This is a genomic window from Neoluteolibacter marinus (assembly GCF_014904755.1).
Classification (GTDB): domain Bacteria; phylum Verrucomicrobiota; class Verrucomicrobiia; order Verrucomicrobiales; family Akkermansiaceae; genus Haloferula; species Haloferula marina.
The window spans coordinates 1-23961 of the sequence record NZ_JACZFQ010000055.1; the positions used below are offsets into that span (position 1 = coordinate 1).

Consider the following 23961-nt stretch of genomic DNA (forward strand, 5'->3'; position numbering starts at 1 on the left):
GGCCGCCGCCACCGCCCCGGCCAAGGCGGCGGGTGCCGGCGTCACGGCATGCGCGGGCAGCAGCACGGCGAGGGCGGCGGCGCTGGTCGGGATGCCGCGCCGGACCAGCTGCGCCCGCAGTTTTTCCAAGGCGCGGGACGCGCGTTTGCGGGCATTGGCTTCCGAGCAGCCCAGCTGCGCCGCGATGCGGGCGTGGGGTTCGTTGCGGTAGTACTTGGCCAGCACCAGCTCGCGGTCGGCGGCTGGCAGATTGTCCACCAGTTCGTCGACCAGGGGAGCGAGCTGCTCCCAGCCGGGGTCCGGGGATGTCGTCATGGCTTCGTTCTGGAGGGAGGCCCGCTCGCGGTGCTTGCGCCGTTCCTCGGCGCGCACCAGGTCGATCGCCAGTGAGCGGCTGGTGCGATGCAGCCAGGCGGTCAGGGAAAGGCCGCGCGGAACCGTGGCCGCGCGCTCCGCCAGCCGGACAAAGGTCGCTTGCGAGATGTCGCGGGCCAGCTCGCGGTTGGCGGTCACACGCGACGCCACCGAATGGACGAGGTCAAGGTGGCGGTCGACCAGCTCGCGGAAGGCAGCCTCGTCGCGGTCGGCGAGATAACGGTCGAGCAGGCGGCGATCGTCCATGGTTCCTCCATGATTCGGCACCGCCCCGCGATCGTGACAGGAAAATTTCGGCCGGGCCGCCGCCAGCCGCGGCGATTCGCCTAGCGACGCCCGTAGTAGTCCCGCACCGTCGCCGCCGCGAAGTCAGGGAAATCGGTGGCAAAGCTGGCGACGCCCAGGTCCATCAAGCGGACGAACAGCGCCTTGTCGCGGCTTTGCCACGGCAAGGCCTGGAACAGGATCCCGTGGGCGCGGAGCCTGGCACCCGTCTGGCGGAGAAAGGCGGCCGATGGGGTGAACCCGTCCGCGGCCGGCTTGACGTGGATCTGCAGCTGGTCGACACCGGCAAACTCCACGGCTTCCAGTTTCGCGATCCGCTGCGAAAGCACCGCTTCGTCGCCGCCCATCCAGTGCAGCGTCTTCGATTCCGGTGCCAGGTCCTTCCACTTGCGGATCACCGCGTGGTCGGTGCTGGCGAGGATCAGCCGGTCCGCGACGCCGGCCTCCTTGGCAAGGCGGGCGAGCTGGCCGAGGTCGACGTTCTTGATGTCGACATAGACCCGGCGCCCCGGCTTCTCCTTCATCTGGGCGAACATCGCGTCGATCCGCGGCACCCTCTGGCCGGCGAACTCCGCTCCTTTCCATGCGCCGATGTCGAGCTCCGCGACTTCGCTCCAGGTGAGGTCCTCGATTCCCTTCTTCTTCGTCTCCGCGCTTGCCGCCGGCAGGATGCGGGCGAAGTCCGGGTCATGGAACGCGACGATCACGCCGTCCTTGGTCGTGCGCAGGTCGGCCTCGGGAATGGTGCCCAGGCTCCAGGCGAGCTCGAAGGTTTCCCGGGAGTTCTCGGGGGCCAGGTTGCCCGCACCACGATGGCTTTGGATCACGAAATCCTCCAACGGTACATGGTCGCGGACATTCCAATCCGCCGCGGGGACGATGGCGGGCGCGAGCAGGAACAGGAGGGCGGAGGTCAGGCTGGGAAGTCGCATGGGAGGGGTTTCTACGGCCCGCGGGCCTGCGCTCCATCCGGGAATGCGTGCCGGTCCCGTCACCCAATATCGTCCTCGGAATTGTCTTAAAACATCATGATTTTGACCAAAACGAGATAAAATGAGCGACTCAAGAAACATCCGGATCGTGCTTTCGTATCACTTCCCGCCTCTCCCATGCCCGTCATGAAGCTCCTCATCCTGCCACTTTTTGCCGTTCCGCTGCTCGCGGCGCCGGAGTCGATTACCCTCGAGAACCAGTTCCTCAAGCGGGTGGTGACGGTCGGAGAGAGCATCGGCACCACGTCGATCACCAACAAGCTCGATGGCCGGACGCTGGCGCTGGAGTCCGCCGAAGCGTTCGTCATCCACCTCGCCGACGGCACCAGCCTCGCCGCGTCCGACTTCACGGCCACCGGCATCGACGACGGTTCCGGCGCAAGCGGGCAGGATGTCACGCTTCACCTCAGCTGCGCCGATCCCGCCGTCGGGGCGACCGTCCGCTACCAACTCGGCAGCGGCGACTTCTACCTGCGCAAGTCGGTGACCCTCACCCCGGAGGCCGACCTCGCGGTGGCGGACATCGAGGTCGAATCGCTCAAGGTCGCCGGGGCCTACCAGCCCTACACCATGTCGCAGATCACCGCCCGGGGAGCCGGGCAATGGCGGCCCGGTCTCGGCCAGCCGCTTTACACCCGGGAATCGGGGACCTTCTGGGGCCTTGAGTATCCGGCGGCGGTCAATCGTGTCACCGACGGGCACCTGATTTGTTCCAAGTTGGTCGGGACAACCTTGCCAGCCGGCAAAGTCCATATCGCTCCCAGCGCGGTCTTCGGCGTCGCCGGTTCGCCGGATTTCGTCCAGGACGCGTTCTTCGACTACATCGACCGGACCCGGATCCGGCCGTTGCGACTACAGACGCAGTACAACAGCTGGTTCGACTTCGGGCCCGGAGTCGATGCCGGCAAGTTCGCCTCCAGCGTCGAGACCATCCACCGCGAGTTGGTCACCGGACGCGGGGTGCCGCCGCTCAAGGCCTACGTGATCGACGACGGGTGGCAGGACAAGGGCGCCGACTGGAGCAAGGGCCTGTGGCCGGTCAACGGCAAGTTCGATCCCTCATTTGAAAGCAGCTTCAAGGTTGCCTCTGCGGCCGGTTCGCAGCTCGGCCTGTGGCTGAGCCCGGGTGCCCTGTTCGGGGCTTCCGCGGCCATCCCGAAGATGAAGGCCGCCGGGCTGCGCTCGCTCGACCCGTGGATGTCGCTCGACGACCCGGCTTACACCGGCCTGTTGGAGAAGCGGATGGTGGAACTCGCCCGCGCCGGCGTCGGCTATTTCAAGCTCGACGGGATCTTCGGCCATCTGAACACCCGGAATTTTGATATCGAGGGATTCAAGGGCGGCGAGGCGGAACTCAACGATCCGAAATACGACCGGCAGAAGATCCAGTACCTCAGCGACGGCACCGACCGGCTGGTCCGCATCTTCGCCGCGATGGCCGGGGCCGATCCGGACATCTACATCGTGATTTCGAACGGTGCCTGGCTCTCCCCGTGGTGGCTGCAGCACATCGACGCGGTGTGGATGATCAATGCCGGCGACGCGGCGTCGGGCGCCGACCGCACCGGCGAGCTGACCTACCGCGACGAGGTGTATCACCAGCTCGCGGTCGAGGAGCAGACGCAGTTCCCGCTCCACTCGATCTTCAACCACGAACCGAAGAAGACCTCGTCGGAGGAGACCAAGGACAGCTTCCGCCGCTACCTCTACATGAACCTGTCGCGAGGTACGGGGTTCATCGAACTTTACCTCAAGACCCCTCTCCTCAAGGACTACGACTGGGACGTGCTCGCCGAAGGCCTGCACTGGGCCCACGCCGTCTTCCCGACCTTCAAGCGCTCGCGCATGCACGGCGGTGATCCCGGCAAAGGGGAAGTCTACGGTTACACCGCCTGGAACGACCGCCAGGGCTACGTCTCGATCCACAACCCCTCGGCGGAGAGTCGGACCTACGAGATCAAGCTCGACCGGCGCTTCGGCCTGGGTCCGGGAGCGGTCGCGGACCAGACGCTCTTCCACCTGTCCTCGCCGCTCGCCGGGAGCCTCGATGGCCTGGCCGGTCAATATCGACCCGGCGACGTGCTGCGTTTCACCCTCCGGCAGAAGGAAATCCGCATCCTCAATTTCGACACCGAGCCCCGCGACTGGTCGGTCCTGGAAGACCTCCAGGCCCGCACGGCCGCCGACTACCAGCCGCCGGAGCCGGTTGACCTGACGGGCCACCCGCTGCTCGGGACCTGGAGCTACTTCGCCGGCGGCGTGGCGCACAGCCGCGAGTTCCGGGCCGACGGCACCTGCATCCTGAGACAGGGCAACAAGGTCAACTGGACCAAGTCCTTCACCGCCGGCGGTGACGGGGAACTCGTCGTCGAAGGTGGCTACCGCCACCGCTTGAACGCCGATGGCACGCTCGACATCGAGGGCCGCTACACCGGGAAGCGGGCGGGCAAACCGTGACGGGCCGCCCCGTTCCCGCCGGGCGGATCAGCGGTCCTGGTCCTCGTCGGCGGGCTTGCGCTTCGGGGCCGGGCGGCGGGCCTTTTCGGTCGCCATGCCGTGGTCGTCGAGGGACTTCATCCACTCATCGACCGCGCCGCGCAGCCGGGTCAGCTCGTCGGCGTGCTCGGACTTTGCCACCAGGTTGACCAGTTCGTCGGGGTCGGACTCCAGGTTGTAGAGTTCCTCGGCCGGGCGGTGGAGGTAGCGTTGGACGATCGCGGCGATCTTCGGGTTGTCCTTGGCGTCCCTGACCCAGGACGGCCAGTAGCCGGTATCCTTCGAGGCGAGGTCGACGTGGCTGTGGAATTCCAGCGTGGGGTCGATGTTGCGGATGTACTTCCACCGGCCGATGCGAACCGAGCGGGCGGGGAAGAAGTTGAATTTCCCGTCGCCGCTGTGGGTGGCGAGGATCCGGTCGCGGTGCGGCTTGGCCGGGTCCTTCAGCACCGGCAGGAACGAGCGGCCGTCGATGCCCGGCGCGGCCTTGGCCGGGTCGGCCCCCGCGATTTCCATCAGCGTGGGCATCAGGTCGAGCCAGCTGACCATGGCGCCGGTCCGCTGGTTGGCGGCGACGTGGCCGGGCCAGGAGACGATCAGCGGGACCCGCAGGCCCGCTTCGTAGAGGTTCCACTTGGAGAACGGGAACTGCGAGCCGTGGTCGGAGGTGAAAAGGAACACGGTCTCTTCCGGGAGGTGGCGCTTCACCGCGGCGCGGACCTGGCCGAGGTCGCGGTCGGCGTTGCCAACGGCGGCGGCGTAGCGCGCGCGGGCGACCCGGGTTTCGGGCGTGTCGGCGAGTTCCGGCGGGAGCTTCAGGCTGTCCGGCGGGATCTTGCTTTTGACCGGCCACGGGACGTGCGGCCAGTTGGTGCCGACGAACAGGCACAGCGGCTTGCGCGACTTGCGCTGCGCCAGCCACTCGACGGCTTTCTCCACGCAGGCGTCCTGATGGTATTTGTAGAAGCTGGCCTTGTCGAAGCCGTAGGAGGTGACCTGAGCGTAGTGGGCGACCTTGCCGATCGCGACCACCTGGTAGCCGAGGTCCTGGAAAAACGACGGCCACCTGCGGATCCCGGTGTCGACCGGCTGGTGGTTGAAGGTGCTGCCGCTGCGGAGCCCGTAGCGGGCGGTCAGCAGCGCCGCCCGGGACGGCGCGCAGCTGGGGGAAGCGACGTAGGCGCGGTCGAAGGTCAGGCCTTCCTCCGCCAGCGCCTGCATGTGGGGCGACTTGATCCCGCGGTTGCCGTACGGCGTGCAGTCTTCCACCGACAGGTCGTCGGCGAGGAAAATGACGAGGTCCGGCGGACGGTCGCCGGCGGCACGGAGGGCCGCGGTCAGGACCAGCGAGGTGGCGGCAAGCAGGACGGCAATGGGAAATCTCATGTTCGGGTGGATGGGCTCGAGGTACCGTTTCGCGAAAGTCCGTCCTGTTACCCGGAATTCCCCCTCCGGCGTTGGGCGGGGACGTTCCACTGGCCCGCAGCGTTTGGCCCGGCAATCTCGCGGGTGCGGCCGGGCGGGATCATGCCCCGGACTTGCCCGGGCGAACGCTGCGGCGGAACTCGGCGGGGCCCATGCCGGTCTGGCGGCGCACGAAGTTGAAGAAGTTCGACGCCGCCGGAAATCCGCAGCGTTTGCCGATCTCGCGGGTTTCCAGGTCGGAATCCGCGAGCAGGCGGATCGCCTCCAGCTGGCGGCGGCTGCGTGCCTCGGCCGCGATCTCGAAACCGTAGGCGCTGCGGAACCGTTGCCGCAGGGTGGCCGGGGCGCAGCCGGCGATCGATGCCAGTTCGCCGACGGTGACCCCTTCCACCGCGTGGCGGTCGAAGTGCCGTTTCGCGCGCTCGATCGCCAGCCTTCCGGAGAGGCCGCCGGTGCTCTGGCGCATCGCGATTTCGCGGCACGGGACCAGCCGTGAAACCCGCTCCGGCGTTGCCCCGGACATCCAGCGGTCGAGCAGCTCCGCCGCCTGGTGTCCGATGTCCTCGCCGGGGATCTTCACCGTCGACAAGGGGCAGGGGCCATAGCGGCCGATGATCCGGTCGCCTTGGCCGAGGATTGCGACGTCGCCGGGGACCCCCAGGCCAAGATCGCGGGCGACCTCGTAAACCATCACGCCGAGGTAGTCGTCCTGGCATAGCAAGCCGGTCGGCCCCGGCAACTGGCGGAGGTAGTCCTTCAGCCCGGGGATGCTGGCCCCGTGCCAGAGCAGCGTGGGGTCCCACACGGGATGGTGGTCGCGCGTGTCGAACTCGGTCCACTCCAGGCCCGCGTCGAGCACCCGCTGCCGGAGGTCCTCGACCCGCGGCACGCGCCGGTCGTCGACGCGCAGGTTGCGGCCGATGTAGCCGGCGCATTCGATGCCCGATTCCTGGAAGTGCTCCACCGCCAGGCGGTTGATCGAGTGGCGGTCGAAGGTGATGCGCAGGCGGCGTGACCCGGGGCCGGCGTCCTCCTGCTGGTCGGTCGCGCCGACCTCGATGATCGGGATTCCCCAGCCGCGGATGGTCTCGGAAATCGCGTCCTGCTTCCAATCCCACAGGATCACCCCGTCGAAGTAGCGCCCGAGATCCGCCGTGACCCGGGATTCCTGGGGGTCGAGCTCCATCAGCCGCCAGGGACCGCTGCGGTTCGCCCAGTCCATCACCCCGCGTCTCACGCTGCGCCCGTACTCGTAGAACATGGGTAGCATCAGCGCGACGTTTCGGAATGCTGGAGTTTGCATGAAGGATGCTAATATCTCCGGGCTTTTCACAAAAAGTGAACTGAGATTGCAACAACGGAAATTGCGGCTCGAAGGCGCGGAAACCCAGCCTGCGATGATCCAAGGCAAGGTTTTCGGATCCCCGGATGGCACCCCGCTCCCTTCCCGCGAAGTCCCCCGCGGCGGCTCCGGATCTCCGCCAGGCACCCTGCCTTGGTCCCAATAAAACCATCGCCATGAAATCCCTCAGAGTTCTTGCACTCGCCGCCGCGGCCCCGGTCTTGCTCGCCCTGCGATCCGGCGCCGACACCATTCTCATCGACTACAGTGACGGAGGCTCCGACGGGGAGCACGACGTTGCCGTCAACGACGGCGACTTCTCCCTCCAAGGCCCGTCCGGGACCGGCGCGGTTGCCGCGCCCTGGGTGCTGATCACCAACAGCCAGTTCCTCAGCAGCAACGCTTCCGGTGTCGGCAGCGCGATGAACTTCGCGTCCATGGGGGGCTCCACCGCCGAGAACGCCCGCCGGATCGGCATCGATGCCTCGGGCAGCTCGGGCTACACACTGGCGGTCGGCAATACCTTGAACGCCTCGTTCATGGCGCGCCCGGCGTCCGGTTGGGCGGCGAACGACTCAATGGGGCTGACGCTGTTCTACACCGAAGACGACACCCTCACCGGTGCCGCGACCACGCTGGCGAGTTTCGTTTTCACGGGGAGAAGCGACGGGACCTGGTCGACCGAGACCTTCCCGCCGGTGGTCGTCTCCGACGCCGGAGCAGTCGGCAAGAAGCTGTTCGCCAGCATCCAGACCGCCACGCCCGGCACCACCGCGACCGGCAACTACTGCCGCATCGACAACCTCTTCGTCTCGGTCAACACCGCGACCCTCAGCCCGTTCATGGTGGTCGAGCCGGAGTTCACGTTCTCGAACACGGGTTCCACCACCAACTACGGCATCCCGGTTTCCAATGCACCGGGTGACGGGACCACCGCCCTCAACATCAGCGGCGTGGCGGCGAGCGGCGATGCCGCGGGCGATGTTTCCAACATCGTCTTCCCGTCCACCCTGGCCGCGGGATCGGCGGACAACATCACCTTCGACTTCACGCCCAGCGCGGGCGCCGGCACCTACACCTTCGACCTCGAGATCACCTCCGACGATGCGTTCGAGTCCCCGTCGCGGGTGATCCCGGTGGAGGTCACCGTGCTGCCGAGCCCCGACCTGGAGGCGGTCGCGTCGATTTCCTTCATCAACGACGGGACCTCGCAGGGCTACTCGGTCACGCTCACCAACAATGGCGCCGACGGGACCACGGCCCTCAACATCGACGACGTCACCGCGTACGGCTTCGACGCGACCTACGTCTCCAACCTCGCCTACCCCTCGTCGGTCGCTTCCGGGGAAAGCGGCGATATCACCTTTGACTTCCTGCCGTCCGACGGCGCCGGGATCTACACCTTCGACCTCGAGGTCTCCTCGAACGACGAGAGCGACTTCTCGCCCTGGGTCATCGAGGTGACCATCGACGTTCGCGACCCGGTGATCGCCGCCGCCGCCTCGTCGATCCAATTCGGCAACTTCACCGTCAATCCCGGCCCTCAGACCGCGACGCTGACCATCACCAACACCGGCGGCGGTAGCGACCTCGTCATCGACCAGCTGCTCACCGCCATCACGGGCGACACCGCGTTCACCGTCACCTCGTTCCCGGGACCAATCGCCCCGGGTGCCAGCGGTGACATCGAGGTCACCTTCGACCCGGGAGCGGTCGAGGGCCTGCACTCCGCGACGCTGGCGATTGTCTCGAACGACTACCAGGACAGCACCCCGCAGATCGCGCTCACGGCCTTCGTGGTGCCGCAGGGGAACGTCGCCGCGGCCGACTTCGGCAGCGCGGATTCCGGAGTGGCGGCGGATTACACCCGTTTCGTCGTCGGCGAAGGCGCCGTCCAGAGCCTGGCCGGCGTGACCCTCCAGATGGTCTCGAAGAACGGCGACATCGCCACCTTCAGCGGCCTGGCGTCCGGCGACCTGCTGGGTGACGGGGCGGCCACCACTTTCAACGGCGGTGCCGGCAACTACATCAGCATTCTCCTGACCGGCCTGGCGGCCGGGGAGCTGAACCTGGTGACCAGCCACGACTACGATTCGGGCTACGGCCTGCCACAGAACATCATGTTCGGCGAGCAGGGTGCCACGCTGGACACCGTGGCGGCCAACTTCAACCGTCCGGGCCAGTTCGCCCACACCGCCACCGTCGAGTCCGGGAAGACCTACGAGCTGAGGATGCTGGAGAACGGCAACGCCAACCTTGCCTACATCAGCAGCCTGATCCTGTGGGGCGATGCCGTTCCCGGTGGCACCGCCTTCGGTTCCTTTGTCAGCGGCGCCGGCCTCGATCCCGCCACCACCGGCCTCCCGGACCTCGATCCGGACCAGGACGGGGTGGCCACCGGCATCGAGTGGGTGATCGGTGGATCGCCGAACGACCCGGCCAATCCCGACAGCGCGAAGCTGCCCGGCGGTGACCTGGTCACCGCGGATCCGGACGGCGACGCGACCGCGTCCTCCTACCTGCGCTTCACCTACCGCCGCAGCGACCTGGCCGCCGCCGATGCCAACACCGCGATCGGCGTCGAGTATGGCAACGGGCTCGCGGGGTGGACCACCGCCGCCGACGGGGTGGACGGGGTGGTCGTGGTGGAGACCAACGACGGCTTCGAAACCGGAATCGACCGGGTCGAGGTTTACATTCCGGCCGCCCTCGCCGCGGACGGCAAGCTCTTCGCCCGCCTCGCCGTCACGGTGGGCAACCCGTGATGAACGCAACGCCGGGAAAGGTTGCTACGATGAAAACCGTAGGATCACGGCCGGTGGCTCCGATGCCCGGCGTTCCCGACCGATCCCATGCAGCACCGGACCTTCCTGTTCCTCGCCTTCGCCGCCCTCGTTTCGCCGGGGGCGGCCCGCCAGCCGAACATCATTTACATCAACACCGACGACTGGGGGATCGGCAAGGTCCCGTGCTACGGCATGGATCCCGCGAGCGAGCGGATCATCGAAACGCCCAACATCGACCGCCTGCGGGCGGAAGGGATGCGCTTCACCAACTCCTACGCCGGCAACGCGGTGTGCGGTCCATCGCGGTGCAGCCTGCTGACCGGCAAGCACCCGGGCCACGCGGCCTGGCGGGCCAACCGCGAGAAGAGCCCGGTGTCACCGTGGCCGCCGGCCTACCCGATGCTGGGCGCGGTCGCCCGCGACGCCGGCTACAAGACCGCGGGATTCGGCAAGCTCAGTGCCGGCGGGATGTCGACCCCGGAGGAAATCACGGCCTGCGGCTGGGACTACTGGCTCGGCTTCCTCGGCCACATCGATTGCCGCGACTACTACGCTTCTAAGATCTGGGAGAACGGCAAGCTGGTGCCCGTGCCCGGGAACGATCCCGGGACGCTCGCGGGCACCAGCTTCACCACCGGCGAGGGCAAGCGGGGGCAGGCGCCCCGCGACGACACCCCGCCCGGGGGCGAAAAGGGCAGCGGGATGGTCAAGGGCGGCACCTTCATCGAGAAGCTCTACGGCGATCGCATCATCGAGTTCATGACGCGGCACCGCGACGAGCCCTTCTTCATCTACTTCGCCTCGACCGTTCCCCACGGCGGGCCGCCGGGCGGGATGCGCGCCCCGGATGTCGCCGGCTATGACGGCAAGTCGCTGACCCTTTACGAGAAGGTCTACTGTTCGCTGATGAGCCACCACGACGCCAACATCGGCCGGATCCTGGCGGCGCTGCGGGAGCTCGGCCTCGACCGCGATACCCTGGTGCTGTGGACCTCGGACAACGGCGACGAGATCAGCTACTACGGGCGCACCGCCACCTTCGATGGCAACGGGCCGTTCCGCGACCGCAAGCGCTCGCTCTACGAGGGCGGCATCCGGACGCCGCTGATCGCCCGCTGGCCCGGCACCATCGAGGCCGGCAGCGAGTGCGACCTGGTCACCACCCAGTGGGACGTCATGCCAACCGTGGCGGATGCCGGCGGCCGGGCCGTCACCGCGGAGATGGATGGCATTTCCATCCTGCCGACCCTGCGGGGGGAGACGGATCGCCAGGCGGCGCGCGACCACATCTACTTCGAGTTTTTCGAAGGCGGCAAGCAACAGGCCGTGCGCACGGGCGACTGGAAGGGTTACCGGCGCAACGGGACCGACGGATCGATCGAGCTCTACAATCTGAAGGACGACCCATCGGAAACCCGCAACCTCGCGGCGGCACACCCGGAGATCGTTGATAAGATCCGGCGCATCATGGCCGAGGAGCACACGACCAGTCCGGTCTGGAAGCTCCCGGGCCTCGACGACTGAACCGGGGGGCGGGGGAAAGTTCGGGGGCACACTAAACGGAAATCCGGGGCCGGCTGTATATCCGTTCGTACATGCGCACGAACGGCAGGTCCGGCGGGACGACCGCGACCGGGCGGGGAACGACCTTCCGGGGCCGGCCCCTTGCGCCCGCCGGACTCCACCGCGAGGGTGACTCCCGGTTCCGGGGGACGTCCTGACCTGCGGCCCGGCGCGTGGCGAGCGTCCCTAAACCTGAACCCATGAGAATTTCCAAGGCCCGCCCTCGCCGGGTGTCCGGCAGGACGCCGATCCGTGCCGCCGCGGCGATCCTGCTCGGCAACGCCGCGTGGCCGGGCACGGTGCAGGCCGTCGACGGCACGATCCCGAATCTCAGCTATCCGCCGGCAGAGCTGTTCCAGCAGATCAGCCCGCAGATGACCTCGCTGCACCTCAACCAGCCGTCGGTTTACAACGGCTACCTGATGCTGGCGGGCAACGCGGTCCACGAGGTGTGGGACATTTCCAATCCCTACGCGCCGGTGTCGCTGGCCACGATGACCAGCCCGTTCGCCGACGGCGAGGCGGAGTCCCACCAGGTGTCGTACGGACGCCTGGCGGACGGCACGACCTACCTTGCGACCACCTCCGGCAAAGGGGTCGACATCTGGGACGTGACGGCCACCACCAGCCCGGTGCTGGTCGCCGCGGTGGAACTCCCGAACATCAACTACGGCGACGTCGCCAACGCCATCTGGGGGATCTCCTGGCAAGGCCGCTATCTCTATCTCGGCGCGACGACCCACGGGCTCTACGTCCTGGATGTCGGCGATCCGGCGTCGCCCCAGCTGGTCAAAACCTTCAGCACCAGCCAGCTCGGCGGCGTGGTCGCGGGTCCGTTGTTCGCCCTCGGTAACCTGCTGGTGGTGACCTCGCCCAAGGACCATCACGGCGTGGCCACCGTCGACATCGGCGACCCGACGAACCCGAAGTTGCTCGATGCGTTGATCAGCGGGTCGAACTCCTACATCGGCTCGTTTTACGGCGGCAACGCCCACCTCATCTCGCCCTACCGCAGCTACGACGTCACCAGCGACCCCCGGAACATCCAGCAGGTTGCGTCCGTCGGCGGCCTGCCGAGTGCGGAGTACCAGAGTTATGCGGACCATTTCCTCTACCTCGGCGGCCTGCGCGGCGGTACCCAGGGGGTCTGGAAGTACGACATCTCCAATCCCGCCGCTCCGTCGCTGGTCGGGCGCTACGTCGGCCGCGACTCGCGGTGGGACGACCAGTTCAGCTGCCCCATCGGCAATCTCCTGGCGGTGACAGACGACCAGAACGTCGACGGCTACGTCGGCGGCCTGATCGCCGTGCAGGATGTCAATCCGGACACGACTGCGCCCACGGTGATCAAGGGCTTTCCCGCCGATCAGGCGACGAACCTGCCGCTGACAACCGCGGTGGCGCTTTCCCTCTCCGAGTGGCCGGAGCTGGCCACGGTCGATGGCGCGGCCTTCTTTGTCCGGCCGGCCGGCGGCCAGCCCTTGGCGGGGTCGTGGGGCAGCACCGCCACGACGCTGACCTTTGCGCCCGAGGTGCCGCTGCTGCCGAACACCTACTACGAGATCGTGTTGCCCGCCGGCGGCTTGCGCGACTTCGTGGGCAACCCGGTCGCCGTGGAGTTCAAGTCGACCTTCCGGACCGGCAACGGGGTGACCGGATTCACCGGCGGGGTGATCTCGCCGGTGCCGCCGACCCGGCTCGGCGATCCCACCGGGCTGTCGGTGGCCGGAACCCCGGAAGCCGGGGTCGCCTACGAGTGGGATTTCGGCGACGGCACTACCGCCAGCGGCGCGTCGGTCACCCACACCTATGCCGCCCCGGGGCGTTACACGACATCGCTGCATGCCACGGACACCGTTGATACCTTCGAGGCGGAGGACGCGACGCTGGCGGGCGGGGTGGTCAAGGCCACCAACAATGCCGGCTACCTGGGCAGCGGCTTTGTCGACTATCCGGGGACGCAGGGGGCGTCCGTTTATGTCCGCTGGACCATCGATTCCCCGGCCGCGGGCAGCGTGGACCTCGGGTTCCGCTACGCCTGCGAGGGCCTCGGCCGGCGCCTGAACCTGGTGGTCAACGGCGGCGCCCCGGTGCCGGTCGATTGCACGACCACCGGCTTGTGGACGGACTGGGACGTCGTGACGGTTCCCGGCGTTGCCCTGGTGGCGGGCGCGAACACGATCGAGCTCCAGGCCAGCGCCGGCACCGCGGGGCCGAACGTCGACCAGCTGCTGGTGCCGTTGTTAGAGCCGGAGACGATCACCACCAGCTTCACCCATGTGGTCCACCGGCCGCTCACCACCCACTCGCCGACCCACAGCCAGCCGATGGCGCTCGACGCCAGCCACGGCACCTTGTGGGTCGTCAATCCGGACACCGGTACGGTGACCGCGGTGGACACGGCGACCCTTGAGGTGACCGGCGAGCACGCGGTGGGGGAGCATCCGGAATCGGTCGCGGTCGCACCCGACGGTACGGTCTGGGTGGCCTGCGAGGGATCGGCGTCGATCACCATCCTCGGCGCCGACGGCACGCCGGTGGACGTCCTTTCCCTGCCTGCCGGGTCGGAGCCCTACGGCCTGGCGATGTCCCCGGACGGCGGCCACGCCTTCGTCGCGCTGCGGGCGCTGGGCCGCGTCGTCAAGATCGACACCACGACGCGCGGGGTGGTTGCGGACTTGGATCTCCCTCTGGATCCGGACGGCACCCGGCCGCAGATCCGGGGCGTCGCGGTGGCAGGCGATGGCAGCCGGTTGTGGGTCACCCGATTCCTTTCGCCCGCCGACCGCGGCGAGGTCTTCGAGGCCGATGCGTCCGCCATGACGCTGGTCCGGACCATCCCGCTCGCGGTCGATCCCGGCCCGGACACGCCGCTCGGCGCGCGCGGCGTGCCGAACTACCTCAATGCCGTGGCCATCAGCCCGGACGGCGTGCGCGCATGGCTGCCGTCGAAGAAGGACAACACCCTGCGCGGCAGCTTCCGCGACGGCAATGCGCTGAACCATGACATGACCGTGCGCTGCATCACCTCGGTCATCGACCCGACGACCGGTGCCGAGATTCCCGGTGAAAGGATCGACTACGACAACCGCGACCGCGCCCACGCCGTGTGTTTCAGCCCGCTCGGCGACCTCGCATTCGTGGCGATGCCCGGCAACAACCACGTCGAGGTGGTCGATGCCTATTCCGGGCAGCCGGTCGCGCAGATCCCGACCGGCAAGGCGCCCACCGGGGTTCTGGTCGATGTCTCTTCCCACCGGCTCTACGTGATGAACTTCCTGTCGCGGAGCCTCTCGGTGTTCGACGTCGGCAATTTGATCAACGGCAACGACAACACGGTCCTGCCGGTCGGCGATCCGGTGGTCCTGATCGGCAGTGAAACGCTCGAGCCGCAGGTCCTGCGCGGCAAGGAGCTGTTCTACGATGCCACTTCGGTGAAGCTCAACGAGGAGGCCTACATGAGCTGCGCTTCCTGCCATCTCGACGGCTCGCAGGACGGGCGCATCTGGGACTTCACGAACTTCGGCGAGGGGCTGAGGAACACCATCGACCTCCGCGGCCGGGCCGGCACCGCGCACGGCCGCCTCCACTGGAGCGCGAATTTCGACGAGGTGCAGGACTTCGAGGGCCAGATCCGCGGCATCGGGGCCGGGGCCGGGCTGATGGAGGATGCTCTCTTCGCAGCCGGCGACCGCGCCCATCCGCTCGGTCTGGCCAAGCACGGCCTCAGCGGGGACCTCGACGCGCTGGCGGCCTACGTCGCCTCGCTCGTGGAGTTCCCGCCCAGCCCCTTCCGGAATCCGGACGGTTCCCTGACCGCGGATGCCGTGGCCGGCCGCCAGTTGTTCAACGAACTTGCCTGCCACGCGTGCCACGGCGGTGACACCTTCACCGACAGCCCGCTGGGGGCCATCCATGACGTCGGGACGCTCAAGCCGTCCTCGGGGCAGCGGCTGGGCGAGGCGCTTGCCGGCCTGGACACCCCGACCTTGCGCGGCATCTGGGCCACCCCGCCCTACCTGCACGACGGGTCGGCACCGACTCTCCGCGATGTCCTCACCACCGCCAATCCCGGCGACCTCCACGGTGCGACCAGCGGCCTCACCTCCACCCAGATCGACCAGTTGGTGGCCTACCTGAGCCAGATCGACGGCGCGGAACCGGCCGCCGCGCCCGCGCTTGCGCCGCCCGGACCGACCTTCGCCGGATACCTCTCGGAGCACCCGCTGATGGCGGGAGACGAAGGGCCCGACGACAATCCGGACGGCGACGCCATGAACAACCTGTTGGAGTATGCCCTGGGTGCCAGCAATCCGCTCGATGCCACCTCCAATGTCCCCTTGACCATCGCGATGCCGGTGCCGGGCGGCGAACTCGCCGCGACGTTCGCCTATCTCCGCCGCGCCGGCGGCTTCTGGGAGAACGGGATTTATCGTAGCGGCGACCTCGACTACCGGCCGCAATCCTCTGCGGACATGAGCGGATGGAACGTCCCGGTCGTCGAGGTTCCCGTCCCGGCCGGGTTGTTGCCCGCGCCCGCCGGATACGAATGGGCGGCCTTTGCCCTGCCGGGCCCCGCTCTAACGGGATCGTCGGGCTTCGGACGGGTCCAGGTGAACCTGCGGTGAGCCGCTGCGGAGAAATCTTCGCGGCGGCACTAAACGAAAACCGGGGGCCGGCTGTATATCCGTTTGTAGATCGACGGAACCCCGCGTCGCGGCTTCGGCCGGGTCATCCGGCCGGCTGCCGTCCGATGCCCTCGATCTATCTAACAGACCCAAGCCTCCCATCGTATTCCCAAACCCAACCATGAAACATCCGACCGTCAGCACCGTCCTCGCCGCGTGCCTGCTGGGCACCTTGTCCGGCCAGATCACCTACTTCGACGCCCCGTCCTCGAGCAGTGGCACGACCCAGGAGAATTCCGGCCTCACCGCCGTCTGGCAGCAGTTCGACGGCGTGGATTGGGTGGCCTTCGACGATTCTCTAACGGCGCGGGCCTACACCAGCGGCAACTGGGAACTGCGCTTGACCGGTCCCGCCACCAATGCCGCCGGCACCACCGCCTACCAGGTGGGCGACGGTGACATCACCGGCGGCCGCGATGCCGCGCAGATCCGGGTCATTGTCAGCGGCTTCAATCCGGATGATTCGATCAGCTTCTCGATCTACAACATCAGGGCCGCGGGCGTGGCCGCGATCCAGTCAGCCGTCACCACCGATGCCGCGGCGACGGGACTTTATGCGGGGTTGACCACCTTTTCCTCCGGCGGCGTGCCGGTCCTGCCCGACGGGTCGGAAGGCAGTACCTCGGGCGACCAGCGGATCCGCTACGATGCCTTCAGCGGTCTGACCGGATCCGACACCTATGTCATCGTGCTCGACGATTTCGACGGTGCGGGCCCGGGCGACCGGGCCACCCTGGATGGTTTCGGGGTCGAGGCCACGCCGGCGGGAACCGCCCCGGAATTCGGGGTGCCCCCGGAAACCTACTACGGCGCCTTCGGTGACACCTTCACCCTGACCTATCCGGCCGTAGGCAACCCGGCCCCGGGCTACCAGTGGCAGTTCTCGCCCGACGACCTCGATCCGTGGACGGACCTCCCCGGCGAGGTCGGCGAGAGCCTGGAATTCGTCAACGCGCAGCCGGACGACCTGGGCTTCTACCGGGTCGTCGCGACCAACACGGCGGGAACTGTCACCAGTCCCTCGGTGTACGTCGACCTGATCTATCCGACGCCGGAAGTTTCGATCCCGGCCAAGCTCACCGGCTTCCCCGGGGAGAACCTCACGGTGACCGCGACCGCGACGGGCATCGGTGCGCTCAGCTACGAATGGCACAAGATCGACGGCGAAGGCGACACGGTGCTGGCGGAGACCAGCGACACGCTGTCCTTCACCCCGTTCACCGAGGCCGACGCGGCCATCTACTATGTCGCTGCGATTGACGACGGCACGGGCGTCACGCCGGCGGACTTCCCGATCGCGGGCTATTCGGACACCTTGTTGATCGTGAAGGACCCGGGGCCGATCGCCTACTTCGACGCCCCGTCGGGCAACTCGGGAACGACGCAGCTGAATGCCGGGGTCACCGCGGTTTGGCAGCAGTTCGATGGCGTGGACTGGATCGACTTCGACGACTCGCTTTCCACCCGCGCCTCCAATTCGGGCGGCTGGGAGCTGAGAACCACCGGACCGGGCGCCAACGCGAACTCGACCACCGCCTACTCGGCCGGCGACACGTCGGTGGACGCGGCACAGATCCGCGTGATCCTGAGCGGTCTCGACCCGTCGGAGGTCCTCGACTTCTTCGTCTACAATGTCCGCGCCGCCGGTGCCGCGAAGATCCAGTCGCTGGTCACCACCGACACCGCGGCCACCGGGCTCTACGGCGACCTGACACCGGTCGTCGTCACGACCGGCAATGAACCGAACGTCGAACAGGTCCTCGCCGACGGCACCCCGGGCGACCCCGGCAGCGGCGACCGTCGCTTCCGCAGCCTCGTCGCCGCCGGTCTCACCGGGTCCAGCAGCTACGCCATCGTCTTCGACGACTTCCTGACCAGCACCGTCGGCGACCGCACCACGCTCGACGGGTTCGGGATCGCGGGCCTGCCACCGGCGCCGGACTTCGCGACCTGGATCGGCGGCTACGATGTCGGCACCTTGACCGGATTCGAGGACGACGCGGATGGCGACGGTCTCGACAACGGCCTCGAGAATTACCTCGGCACCGACCCGAGCGTGGCGAACCAGGGCCTCACCAACGTGATCAAGGTCGGCAACACCCTCACCTTGCAGCATCCGAAGAACTCGGCGCCGGCACCGGACGTGGCGGCGGCCTATCTCTGGTCGCGCGACCTTTCCACCTGGCACTTCAGCGGTGACGAGAACGAGGGCACGACGGTGACCTTCTCGGTTTCCGACAACACGCCGGGCACCGGCATCGCCACGGTGACGGCAACGATCGGCGGAACCCAGCCGCCGATCTTGTTCACGCGGATTGAAGTGACTCCCGATCCCTGATCCGGGGCGTCCCGCTTTTCCCGGCCGGGCCGCGGCAGTTGGCCGCGTCCGGTTCAGGGGGTTGGTTCAGCACTTCACGGTCTTCCGCTTTTTGCCGATCGAACCGCGGGCCTGGACCTTCCGGATGGTATCGACGGCGGAGGGGACGGCACAGCTGTTGTTGCCAAGCTTGGCGGTGACGGTGCCGATCTTCTCCGCCGCATCGATCGAGGCGCCGGTGAGGGACGTGACATAGCAGCCGAGCGAGATGACGAAGGCATTCATCGCGTAGCGCACGCCGTCGGGCTCGCCGTGGATGCCGGTTTTCACCCGCGCGAGCAGCCCATGGAGCTCCCCGGCGTCGAGCTCCGCGTCCGGCTTGAGCGCGACGAGGCAGCTCCAAGTGGCCCAGCCGGCGGCGGCGATCCGCGGTTCGGGCGAGTCGATCCAGGCAAGCGCGACCTCGCGGCCGTGATGGCTGCCGGCGGCCACCGTCGCGACGCTTGTTCCGGAAAGGGCGCCACCGGCGGCGCTCTCGACCCAGTGCTGGAGGTCGGCGCGGGTCATGCGCGCGTCGTCGGCGATCAGCCCGGCGAGGTAGCGGGCGTCGTAGTTGCCGGTGTCCCAGAGGTCGAGCGCCAGCTGGTAGTCCTGCTTGATCCGTTTCCGGATGGGCTGGAGGTCGCCGATCTTGACGCCGTAACACGGCTCGCGGACGCCGTGGTTGGTCATCATCATCCGCTTGTAGCGGTCGTCGCCCAGCGCTTCGAGTTCGGCAAGGATGTCGGCGGCGGTGGCCATGAGGTTCAGGGTTTCCCTCCAGCAAAGCAGGCCGCCGGGCCCGCGGCAAGGCATCGGGTGCCGCCCGCCCGCGGCTCAGTAAACATACAGCCCGTCGTCCCCGGCGCCGGCCGGCGCGTTGTCATCCGGGGCCGCCGGCGCGGAACCGGAAAGCGACGACTGGAACTCGTCGAAGGCCCGCTGGAATGACCGGTCGGCGACCTTGTCGCGTCCGATCATCGGGGCACCGGCACCCCGTCCGCGGCCCCCGGCCACCTGCCGCTCATCCTCGAAGAGCCCGATGGTGGTGTCGGCGTGGATCGGTCCCTCGGCGATTTTGAATTCGAGCTGAAAATCGCCCGCGCCATGGCGGACGGGCAGATAGCCGCGGTCGCGCAGCGCGGTGTCCAGCTGCGGGATGTAGTTCCGCTCGCGTTCCGAGAGCTCGGCGGGCATGCCGACCGTCGGCGGCCCGCCCTGCGGGGTGAATTCCGATCGGCTGGTGCCGCAGGCGGTGAATGACATGACAAGCGCCAGCGCGGCGAGACAGCGGAGCAGGAGATTCATGGCGCAAGACTACGAGGCCGTCGCCCGCTGACAAGCGGGACCGGGCGACGCCGGCGCAACTGGCTTTTTCCTCCCCAGCCTTCCGGTGACTGCTAGGCTGCGCTCCATGAGAACCGTGGTCCTTGCCTTGCTCGGCCTGCTGGCGAGCCTGGGGGCGGCCGAGATCCGCCGCGGTGAGATCGGCGGGGCGAAGTTCACCGTCGCCTTGCCCGGGGAGAAGGCGTGGCAAGGCAAGTTGGTGCTCCTCGCCCACGGCTACCGCCCGGCCGCGGCGCCGCTGGGTGCGGACCTCGATGTCGGTGACGATTTCTCCCGGCCCTTGCTTGCCGAGGGCTGGGCGGTCGCGACCACCAGCTACCGTCGCAACGGCTGGATCGTCGGGGATGCCATCGCCGATCTCGCGGCCTTGCGGGATCACATCGCCCGGGAAGTCGGACCGGTGAAACGTTGTCTGGTCGTCGGCAATTCCATGGGCGGCCTGATCGTGACCCGGATCGCCGAGGGCGCGCTGGACGGGGTGGATGGCGTCGTGGCGATCGGTGCCTACCTTGGCGATGGCGAGACGGAGGCCTATCATCCGGCGCTCACCTGGCAGCCGAAGGTGCCGGTCCTGTTCCTGACCAACCAGGACGAACTGGAGCATCCCGCGCACTATGTCAGCGCGGCCGGGACGGAGCGGACGGCTTTTTGGAAGGTCGCGCGCGACGGCCATTGCAACACCTCCGACCTGGAACGCCTGAACGCGCTGCGGGCGGTCGATGCCTGGGTCGATGGCAAGCCTCCAGCGCGCGAGCGGGACGGGACCGTTCCCCCGCCGCGGCGACCGAGCACGGCCAGCGCCGTGGAGGAGGGCGGACTGGAGGGACGCGTCCGGCTCGCCCACGAGGCGTGGGGAAACCTGTCCACCGATCTGGTCGCGGCGGACCTCGAGACGCTCGGCTTGAAGCGCGGTGACCCGGCCGTGGTGTCCGCTCCTGGTGGCAAGGGACGACTCGAGGTCACGGTCGTCGGTTTCCGCAGCGACGTGAAGCCGGGCAAGGGGGCGCTCTATGTCACGGTGGACGGCTGGGTGCTCGTCGAGATCAACCATGGCAATGCCGCCAAGGCCCTCGGCGTGAAGACCGGGGACAAGTTGCGGATTTCGAAGTGAGGGGAGGGTATGTTGATTCCGCGCTTCATCCCGGGATTCCCCGTTGCGGGGAAGGCCAACCGGGGTATATCGTGGGCCCCATGTGTATCTCGAATGTTCGTTGGTTGACGGGCATCGTTCCCCCCGGGTTCGCATGCATCTGCCTGGTAGGCTTGTCGTCCGCCGGTCGGCTGGCCGCCGCGCCGGGAATCGAACCGGGCCTGGAGGAAGCGGTGGCGTGGAAGTGGGACGTCGCGCCCGCGGGGTCGGACGAATGGGGCATGAAACTCCCCGAGAAGGCTGCCGCCCCGGCCGCCGGTGAGGTCCCTGCCGTGCCGGCCCGGCCGGCGACTTATGAAGTCCGGAAGGGCGACGCCCTGGTCAAGATCGCGCGGAAATTCAACATGACCGTCGCCCAGCTGAAACAGCACAACGGTCTGAAAGGCGATCTCATCCGCATCGGCGACGTGCTGCGCATCCCCACCCACGAGGACCTCCTGGCGATGGCGCCGCCGCCGGTGGCCAAGCCGGTCGGCGGCGGCGACGAACCGGGCGGCAAGGCCGGCGGGCGGCCGGGGCTCGAGTTGCCACCCACGACCGTGAAGGAACTCGAGTTGCAGACCGTGCTGGTCCAGGTGTTCCTCGACCGCGAGATGTTTTCGCAGGGACCGGTCGACGGCGAGATCGGGCCGATGTTCGAGTCGATGCGGCGGCTCTATCTGAACACCCACCCGGAGCTCGTCGACCTCGCCCAGCTGAAGGAGAAGGCCCTCGAAGCGGTGGACTACCCCTATGCCAACTACACGCTCCGCGAAGAAGATTTCCGCTTCATCCGGCCGCCGAAATCCCCGGCTTCGCCAGCCGCCACCCTGGTGGTCGACCGCAAAGCCCCATCGGACGCGGAGGCACCTGCGGCGGTCCGCTACGAGGACCTGGCCGGCGCCGGCTTCCTGCCCTACGCGGATGGCTGGGAGTTCGTGGCCGAGCGGTTCCACTGCCAGGAGGCATTTCTGAGGCGGCTCAACTCGCACATCGATGTCGACCCCGTCCCTGGCACCATCTTCCAGGTGCCGAAGGTGATTCCTTTCGAGATCGAGCACGTGCCCGAGCTGCCCTTGCAACCGGAAGCCGACCCGCGGAAGCCGGTCTCCGCCGCGGTGGTGAAGCGCTCGATGCTGGAGGTCACGCGCGCCGGCCGGGTCATCGCGGTGGTCCCCTTGGCCTCGGCCCGGCCGGGACTGCATGGCCGTGGCTCGTGGACGGTGCTCGATGCGATCGCCCGCCCGCGGATCGTCACGCGGCGGGAGCCACGCGAGGCACCGGAGGTCCGGTCCGACGAGCCGCCGCGGCCCGGCGAATTCCTCGCCCCCGGTCCCAACAATCCGGTCGGGGTGGTGTGGATCAACCTCGCCAAGGCGAAGAGTACCGAACCCCTGCGCTACGGTTTGCACGGAACCAGCATCCCGGGGCAGATGAACCTGGAAGGCATCGGCGGGCTGCGCCTCGCCAACTGGGACATCGCCCGCATCGTGCGCCTGCTGCCCGCCGGCACGCCCTTGCAGTGGCGGGACAAGTGACGGACCGCATTTCCGGTCCCGGGGCTTGAAAGAATTGCCGGCGGTTCTCGTTACTGCCGCGTGATCCGCCGCTGCTTGTTTCTCCTCGGTCTCTTCGTCGCCGTCGCATCCGCCGCGCGCCGGCCCAATGTCCTGGTCATCCTCACCGACGACCAAGGCTCCCGGGATGCTGGCTGCTATGGCGCCGAGGACTTCGCGACGCCGAACATCGACCGCCTGGCGGCCTCCGGGGTCCGGTTCACCCAGGGCTACGTGACCCATTCCTACTGCAGTCCGTCGCGCGCGGGGATCCTGAGCGGGCGGTCGCAGCAGTCGTTCGGCCACGAAGCGAATCCGCCCTACCGCCTGAACGACAACAAGACGGGCATCGACGTCGCGACCCCGCTGATGCCGACGTTTTTCAAGGCGGCCGGCTACCGGTCGGCCTCGTTCGGCAAATGGCATGTCGGTACCGGTCCGGTGTTCCGGCCGTGCCAGCGCGGCTTCGACCACTTCTGGGGCTTCCTCGGCGGCGGCCACGACTACTTCACGCTCGATCCCGAGGGCCAGGAATACCGCAGCCCGATCTGGGTCGACGGAGAAGCGTCGGACGAGCCGATCCACTACCTCACCGATGATCTCACGGACCAGGCGATCAATTTCGTCAAGGAGCAGGGCGACCGTCCCTGGCTGGTCTACCTCGCCTACAATGCGCCCCATGCCCCGGACCAGGCGAAGCCCGCGGACCTCGAACGGGTGGCGTCGATCGCGAACCCGCGGCGCCGTGCCTACGCCGCGATGATGGTGTCGGTGGACGACAATGTCGGACGCTTGATGAAGCAACTGGACGAGCAAGGCCTGCGCGAGGACACCCTGGTTTTCTATCTCAGCGACAACGGCGGCCGCGCCGGCAGTGCCGACAACCGCCCGCTGCGGGGAAACAAGGGCTGGATGTACGAAGGCGGCATCCGCGTGCCTTTCATCGCCTCGTGGCCCGGCAAGCTTGTCGGGGAGCGGACCTACGACCGCCCGGTGAGTTCGCTCGACCTTTTGCCGACGGCGCTCGCGGCGGCCGGCTTGCCGGTGGCCGGCTCCTTGGAAGGTGCCAACTTGCTGCCCTTCCTGGAACCGGGCAACCGGGAGAGCCCGCACCGCCAGTTGCACTGGCGGGTCTCGGGAGGACTGGGATTCGCACTCCGGGAAGGAAAGTGGAAGCTGGTTCAGGACATCGGCATGGAGGCGCCCGAGCTCTATGACCTGGAGGAGGATCCATCGGAAACCCGAGATCTGGCGGACCGCCATCCGGAGCTGGTCGAGCGCTTGCTCGCCGATCACCGGCGCTGGGATGCCACGCTGGAGAAGCCCCGTTGGCCGGATGGCCATTCCCGCAACATGAAGCTGGAGCGGGAGCGTGCGGAACCCAACGGCTATCGCCACGCGCCCGAGAGCTTCTGGCTGAAATAGCCGGGATTTCCCGGTTGGCCGCGGTTGCAGGGAACGTTGCTTGAGCTCCTCATCCGAGCCTCGGGAGCACGTCGCGAAGCATTTGGTTGCATAAATGTGCATTTTCTGGAGGATGCAGGGAGCCGAACGGAGGGCGCCGCGCGGATCCCTCCTGAACCCTTCGGCCGGATCGGGCTCTTTCGGGACGGTCCTCCAC

The 23961-nt window shown here is 67.8% G+C and carries 14 protein-coding genes; 8 read left to right on the forward strand and 6 right to left on the reverse strand.

Going from position 1 to position 23961, the window contains the following annotated elements; all coding sequences use genetic code 11:
• Nucleotides 1-621 (reverse strand): RNA polymerase sigma factor (locus tag IG178_RS12065; RefSeq protein WP_193212808.1); only part of this gene is annotated, 621 nt, incomplete at its 3' end.
• An 80-nt stretch (nt 622-701) separates the two neighbouring features.
• Complete coding sequence (locus IG178_RS12070) at nt 702-1592, reverse strand: glycerophosphodiester phosphodiesterase (protein WP_193212809.1); 891 nt, start codon at nt 1590-1592, stop codon at nt 702-704.
• A 186-nt stretch (nt 1593-1778) separates the two neighbouring features.
• Here IG178_RS12070 and IG178_RS12075 point away from each other — a divergent pair, with 186 nt between their 5' ends.
• Nucleotides 1779-4109, forward strand: coding sequence for an alpha-galactosidase (locus tag IG178_RS12075; protein WP_193212810.1), 2331 nt, complete (start codon nt 1779-1781; stop codon nt 4107-4109).
• A 27-nt stretch (nt 4110-4136) separates the two neighbouring features.
• On the opposite strand, the gene IG178_RS12080 is transcribed toward IG178_RS12075, so the two are convergent.
• Entirely contained in the window at nt 4137-5534 is a 1398-nt protein-coding gene (locus tag IG178_RS12080) for a sulfatase family protein (protein ID WP_193212811.1), read from the reverse strand.
• 139 nt (nt 5535-5673) lie between these two features.
• Nucleotides 5674-6843: an AraC family transcriptional regulator gene (locus IG178_RS12085; RefSeq protein WP_193212812.1), complete on the reverse strand. Its 1170-nt coding sequence runs from the start codon at nt 6841-6843 to the stop codon at nt 5674-5676.
• Between the two features lie 248 nt (nt 6844-7091).
• Here IG178_RS12085 and IG178_RS12090 point away from each other — a divergent pair, with 248 nt between their 5' ends.
• The 4 genes from IG178_RS12090 (at nt 7092) to IG178_RS12105 (ending at nt 18290) form a co-directional block, all read left to right on the forward strand.
• The gene (locus IG178_RS12090; RefSeq protein WP_193212813.1) at nt 7092-9680 is read left to right on the forward strand and encodes a choice-of-anchor D domain-containing protein; all 2589 of its coding nucleotides are present in this window, start codon (nt 7092-7094) and stop codon (nt 9678-9680) included.
• A gap of 87 nt (nt 9681-9767) precedes the next feature.
• Nucleotides 9768-11225 carry an arylsulfatase gene (locus IG178_RS12095; RefSeq protein WP_193212814.1) on the forward strand — a complete coding sequence of 486 codons (1458 nt, stop codon included), beginning with the start codon at nt 9768-9770 and terminating at the stop codon, nt 11223-11225.
• Nucleotides 11226-11464: 239 nt separating this feature from the next.
• Complete coding sequence (locus IG178_RS12100) at nt 11465-15892, forward strand: Ig-like domain-containing protein (protein WP_193212815.1); 4428 nt, start codon at nt 11465-11467, stop codon at nt 15890-15892.
• A 181-nt stretch (nt 15893-16073) separates the two neighbouring features.
• A complete protein-coding gene (locus IG178_RS12105) occupies nt 16074-18290 on the forward strand; it encodes an immunoglobulin domain-containing protein (protein ID WP_193212816.1) in 2217 nt (738 codons plus the stop codon).
• A gap of 66 nt (nt 18291-18356) precedes the next feature.
• Here IG178_RS12105 and IG178_RS12110 read toward each other — a convergent pair whose 3' ends face one another.
• Nucleotides 18357-19070: a DNA alkylation repair protein gene (locus IG178_RS12110; protein WP_193212817.1), complete on the reverse strand. Its 714-nt coding sequence runs from the start codon at nt 19068-19070 to the stop codon at nt 18357-18359.
• A gap of 75 nt (nt 19071-19145) precedes the next feature.
• On the reverse strand, nt 19146-19616 hold the full coding sequence (locus tag IG178_RS12115) for a hypothetical protein (RefSeq protein WP_193212818.1): 471 nt from the start codon (nt 19614-19616) through the stop codon (nt 19146-19148).
• Nucleotides 19617-19722: 106 nt separating this feature from the next.
• On the opposite strand from IG178_RS12115, the gene IG178_RS12120 reads away from it, so the two are divergent.
• The 3 genes from IG178_RS12120 (at nt 19723) to IG178_RS12130 (ending at nt 23765) form a co-directional block, all read left to right on the forward strand.
• Nucleotides 19723-20766 (forward strand): alpha/beta fold hydrolase, encoded by a 1044-nt coding sequence (locus tag IG178_RS12120; protein WP_193212819.1) that lies wholly within the window; start codon nt 19723-19725, stop codon nt 20764-20766.
• 152 nt (nt 20767-20918) lie between these two features.
• Complete coding sequence (locus IG178_RS12125) at nt 20919-22322, forward strand: L,D-transpeptidase family protein (protein ID WP_193212820.1); 1404 nt, start codon at nt 20919-20921, stop codon at nt 22320-22322.
• Nucleotides 22323-22382: 60 nt separating this feature from the next.
• A complete protein-coding gene (locus IG178_RS12130) occupies nt 22383-23765 on the forward strand; it encodes a sulfatase-like hydrolase/transferase (RefSeq protein ID WP_193212821.1) in 1383 nt (460 codons plus the stop codon).
• The last annotated feature ends 196 nt before the right edge of the window (nt 23766-23961 follow it).

Excerpts from the sequence above, each read along its gene's own strand:
- IG178_RS12100 (WP_193212815.1), top strand. The coding sequence starts at position 11,465 with ATGAGAATTTCCAAGGCCCGCCCTCGCCGGGTGTCCGGCAGGACGCCG.
- IG178_RS12115 (WP_193212818.1), bottom strand. The coding sequence starts at position 19,616 with ATGAATCTCCTGCTCCGCTGTCTCGCCGCGCTGGCGCTTGTCATGTCA.
- IG178_RS12085 (WP_193212812.1), bottom strand. The coding sequence starts at position 6,843 with ATGCTACCCATGTTCTACGAGTACGGGCGCAGCGTGAGACGCGGGGTG.
- IG178_RS12105 (WP_193212816.1), top strand. The coding sequence starts at position 16,074 with ATGAAACATCCGACCGTCAGCACCGTCCTCGCCGCGTGCCTGCTGGGC.
- IG178_RS12120 (WP_193212819.1), top strand. The coding sequence starts at position 19,723 with ATGAGAACCGTGGTCCTTGCCTTGCTCGGCCTGCTGGCGAGCCTGGGG.
- IG178_RS12075 (WP_193212810.1), top strand. The coding sequence starts at position 1,779 with ATGAAGCTCCTCATCCTGCCACTTTTTGCCGTTCCGCTGCTCGCGGCG.
- IG178_RS12110 (WP_193212817.1), bottom strand. The coding sequence starts at position 19,070 with ATGGCCACCGCCGCCGACATCCTTGCCGAACTCGAAGCGCTGGGCGAC.
- IG178_RS12090 (WP_193212813.1), top strand. The coding sequence starts at position 7,092 with ATGAAATCCCTCAGAGTTCTTGCACTCGCCGCCGCGGCCCCGGTCTTG.
- IG178_RS12080 (WP_193212811.1), bottom strand. The coding sequence starts at position 5,534 with ATGAGATTTCCCATTGCCGTCCTGCTTGCCGCCACCTCGCTGGTCCTG.
- IG178_RS12095 (WP_193212814.1), top strand. The coding sequence starts at position 9,768 with ATGCAGCACCGGACCTTCCTGTTCCTCGCCTTCGCCGCCCTCGTTTCG.
- IG178_RS12070 (WP_193212809.1), bottom strand. The coding sequence starts at position 1,592 with ATGCGACTTCCCAGCCTGACCTCCGCCCTCCTGTTCCTGCTCGCGCCC.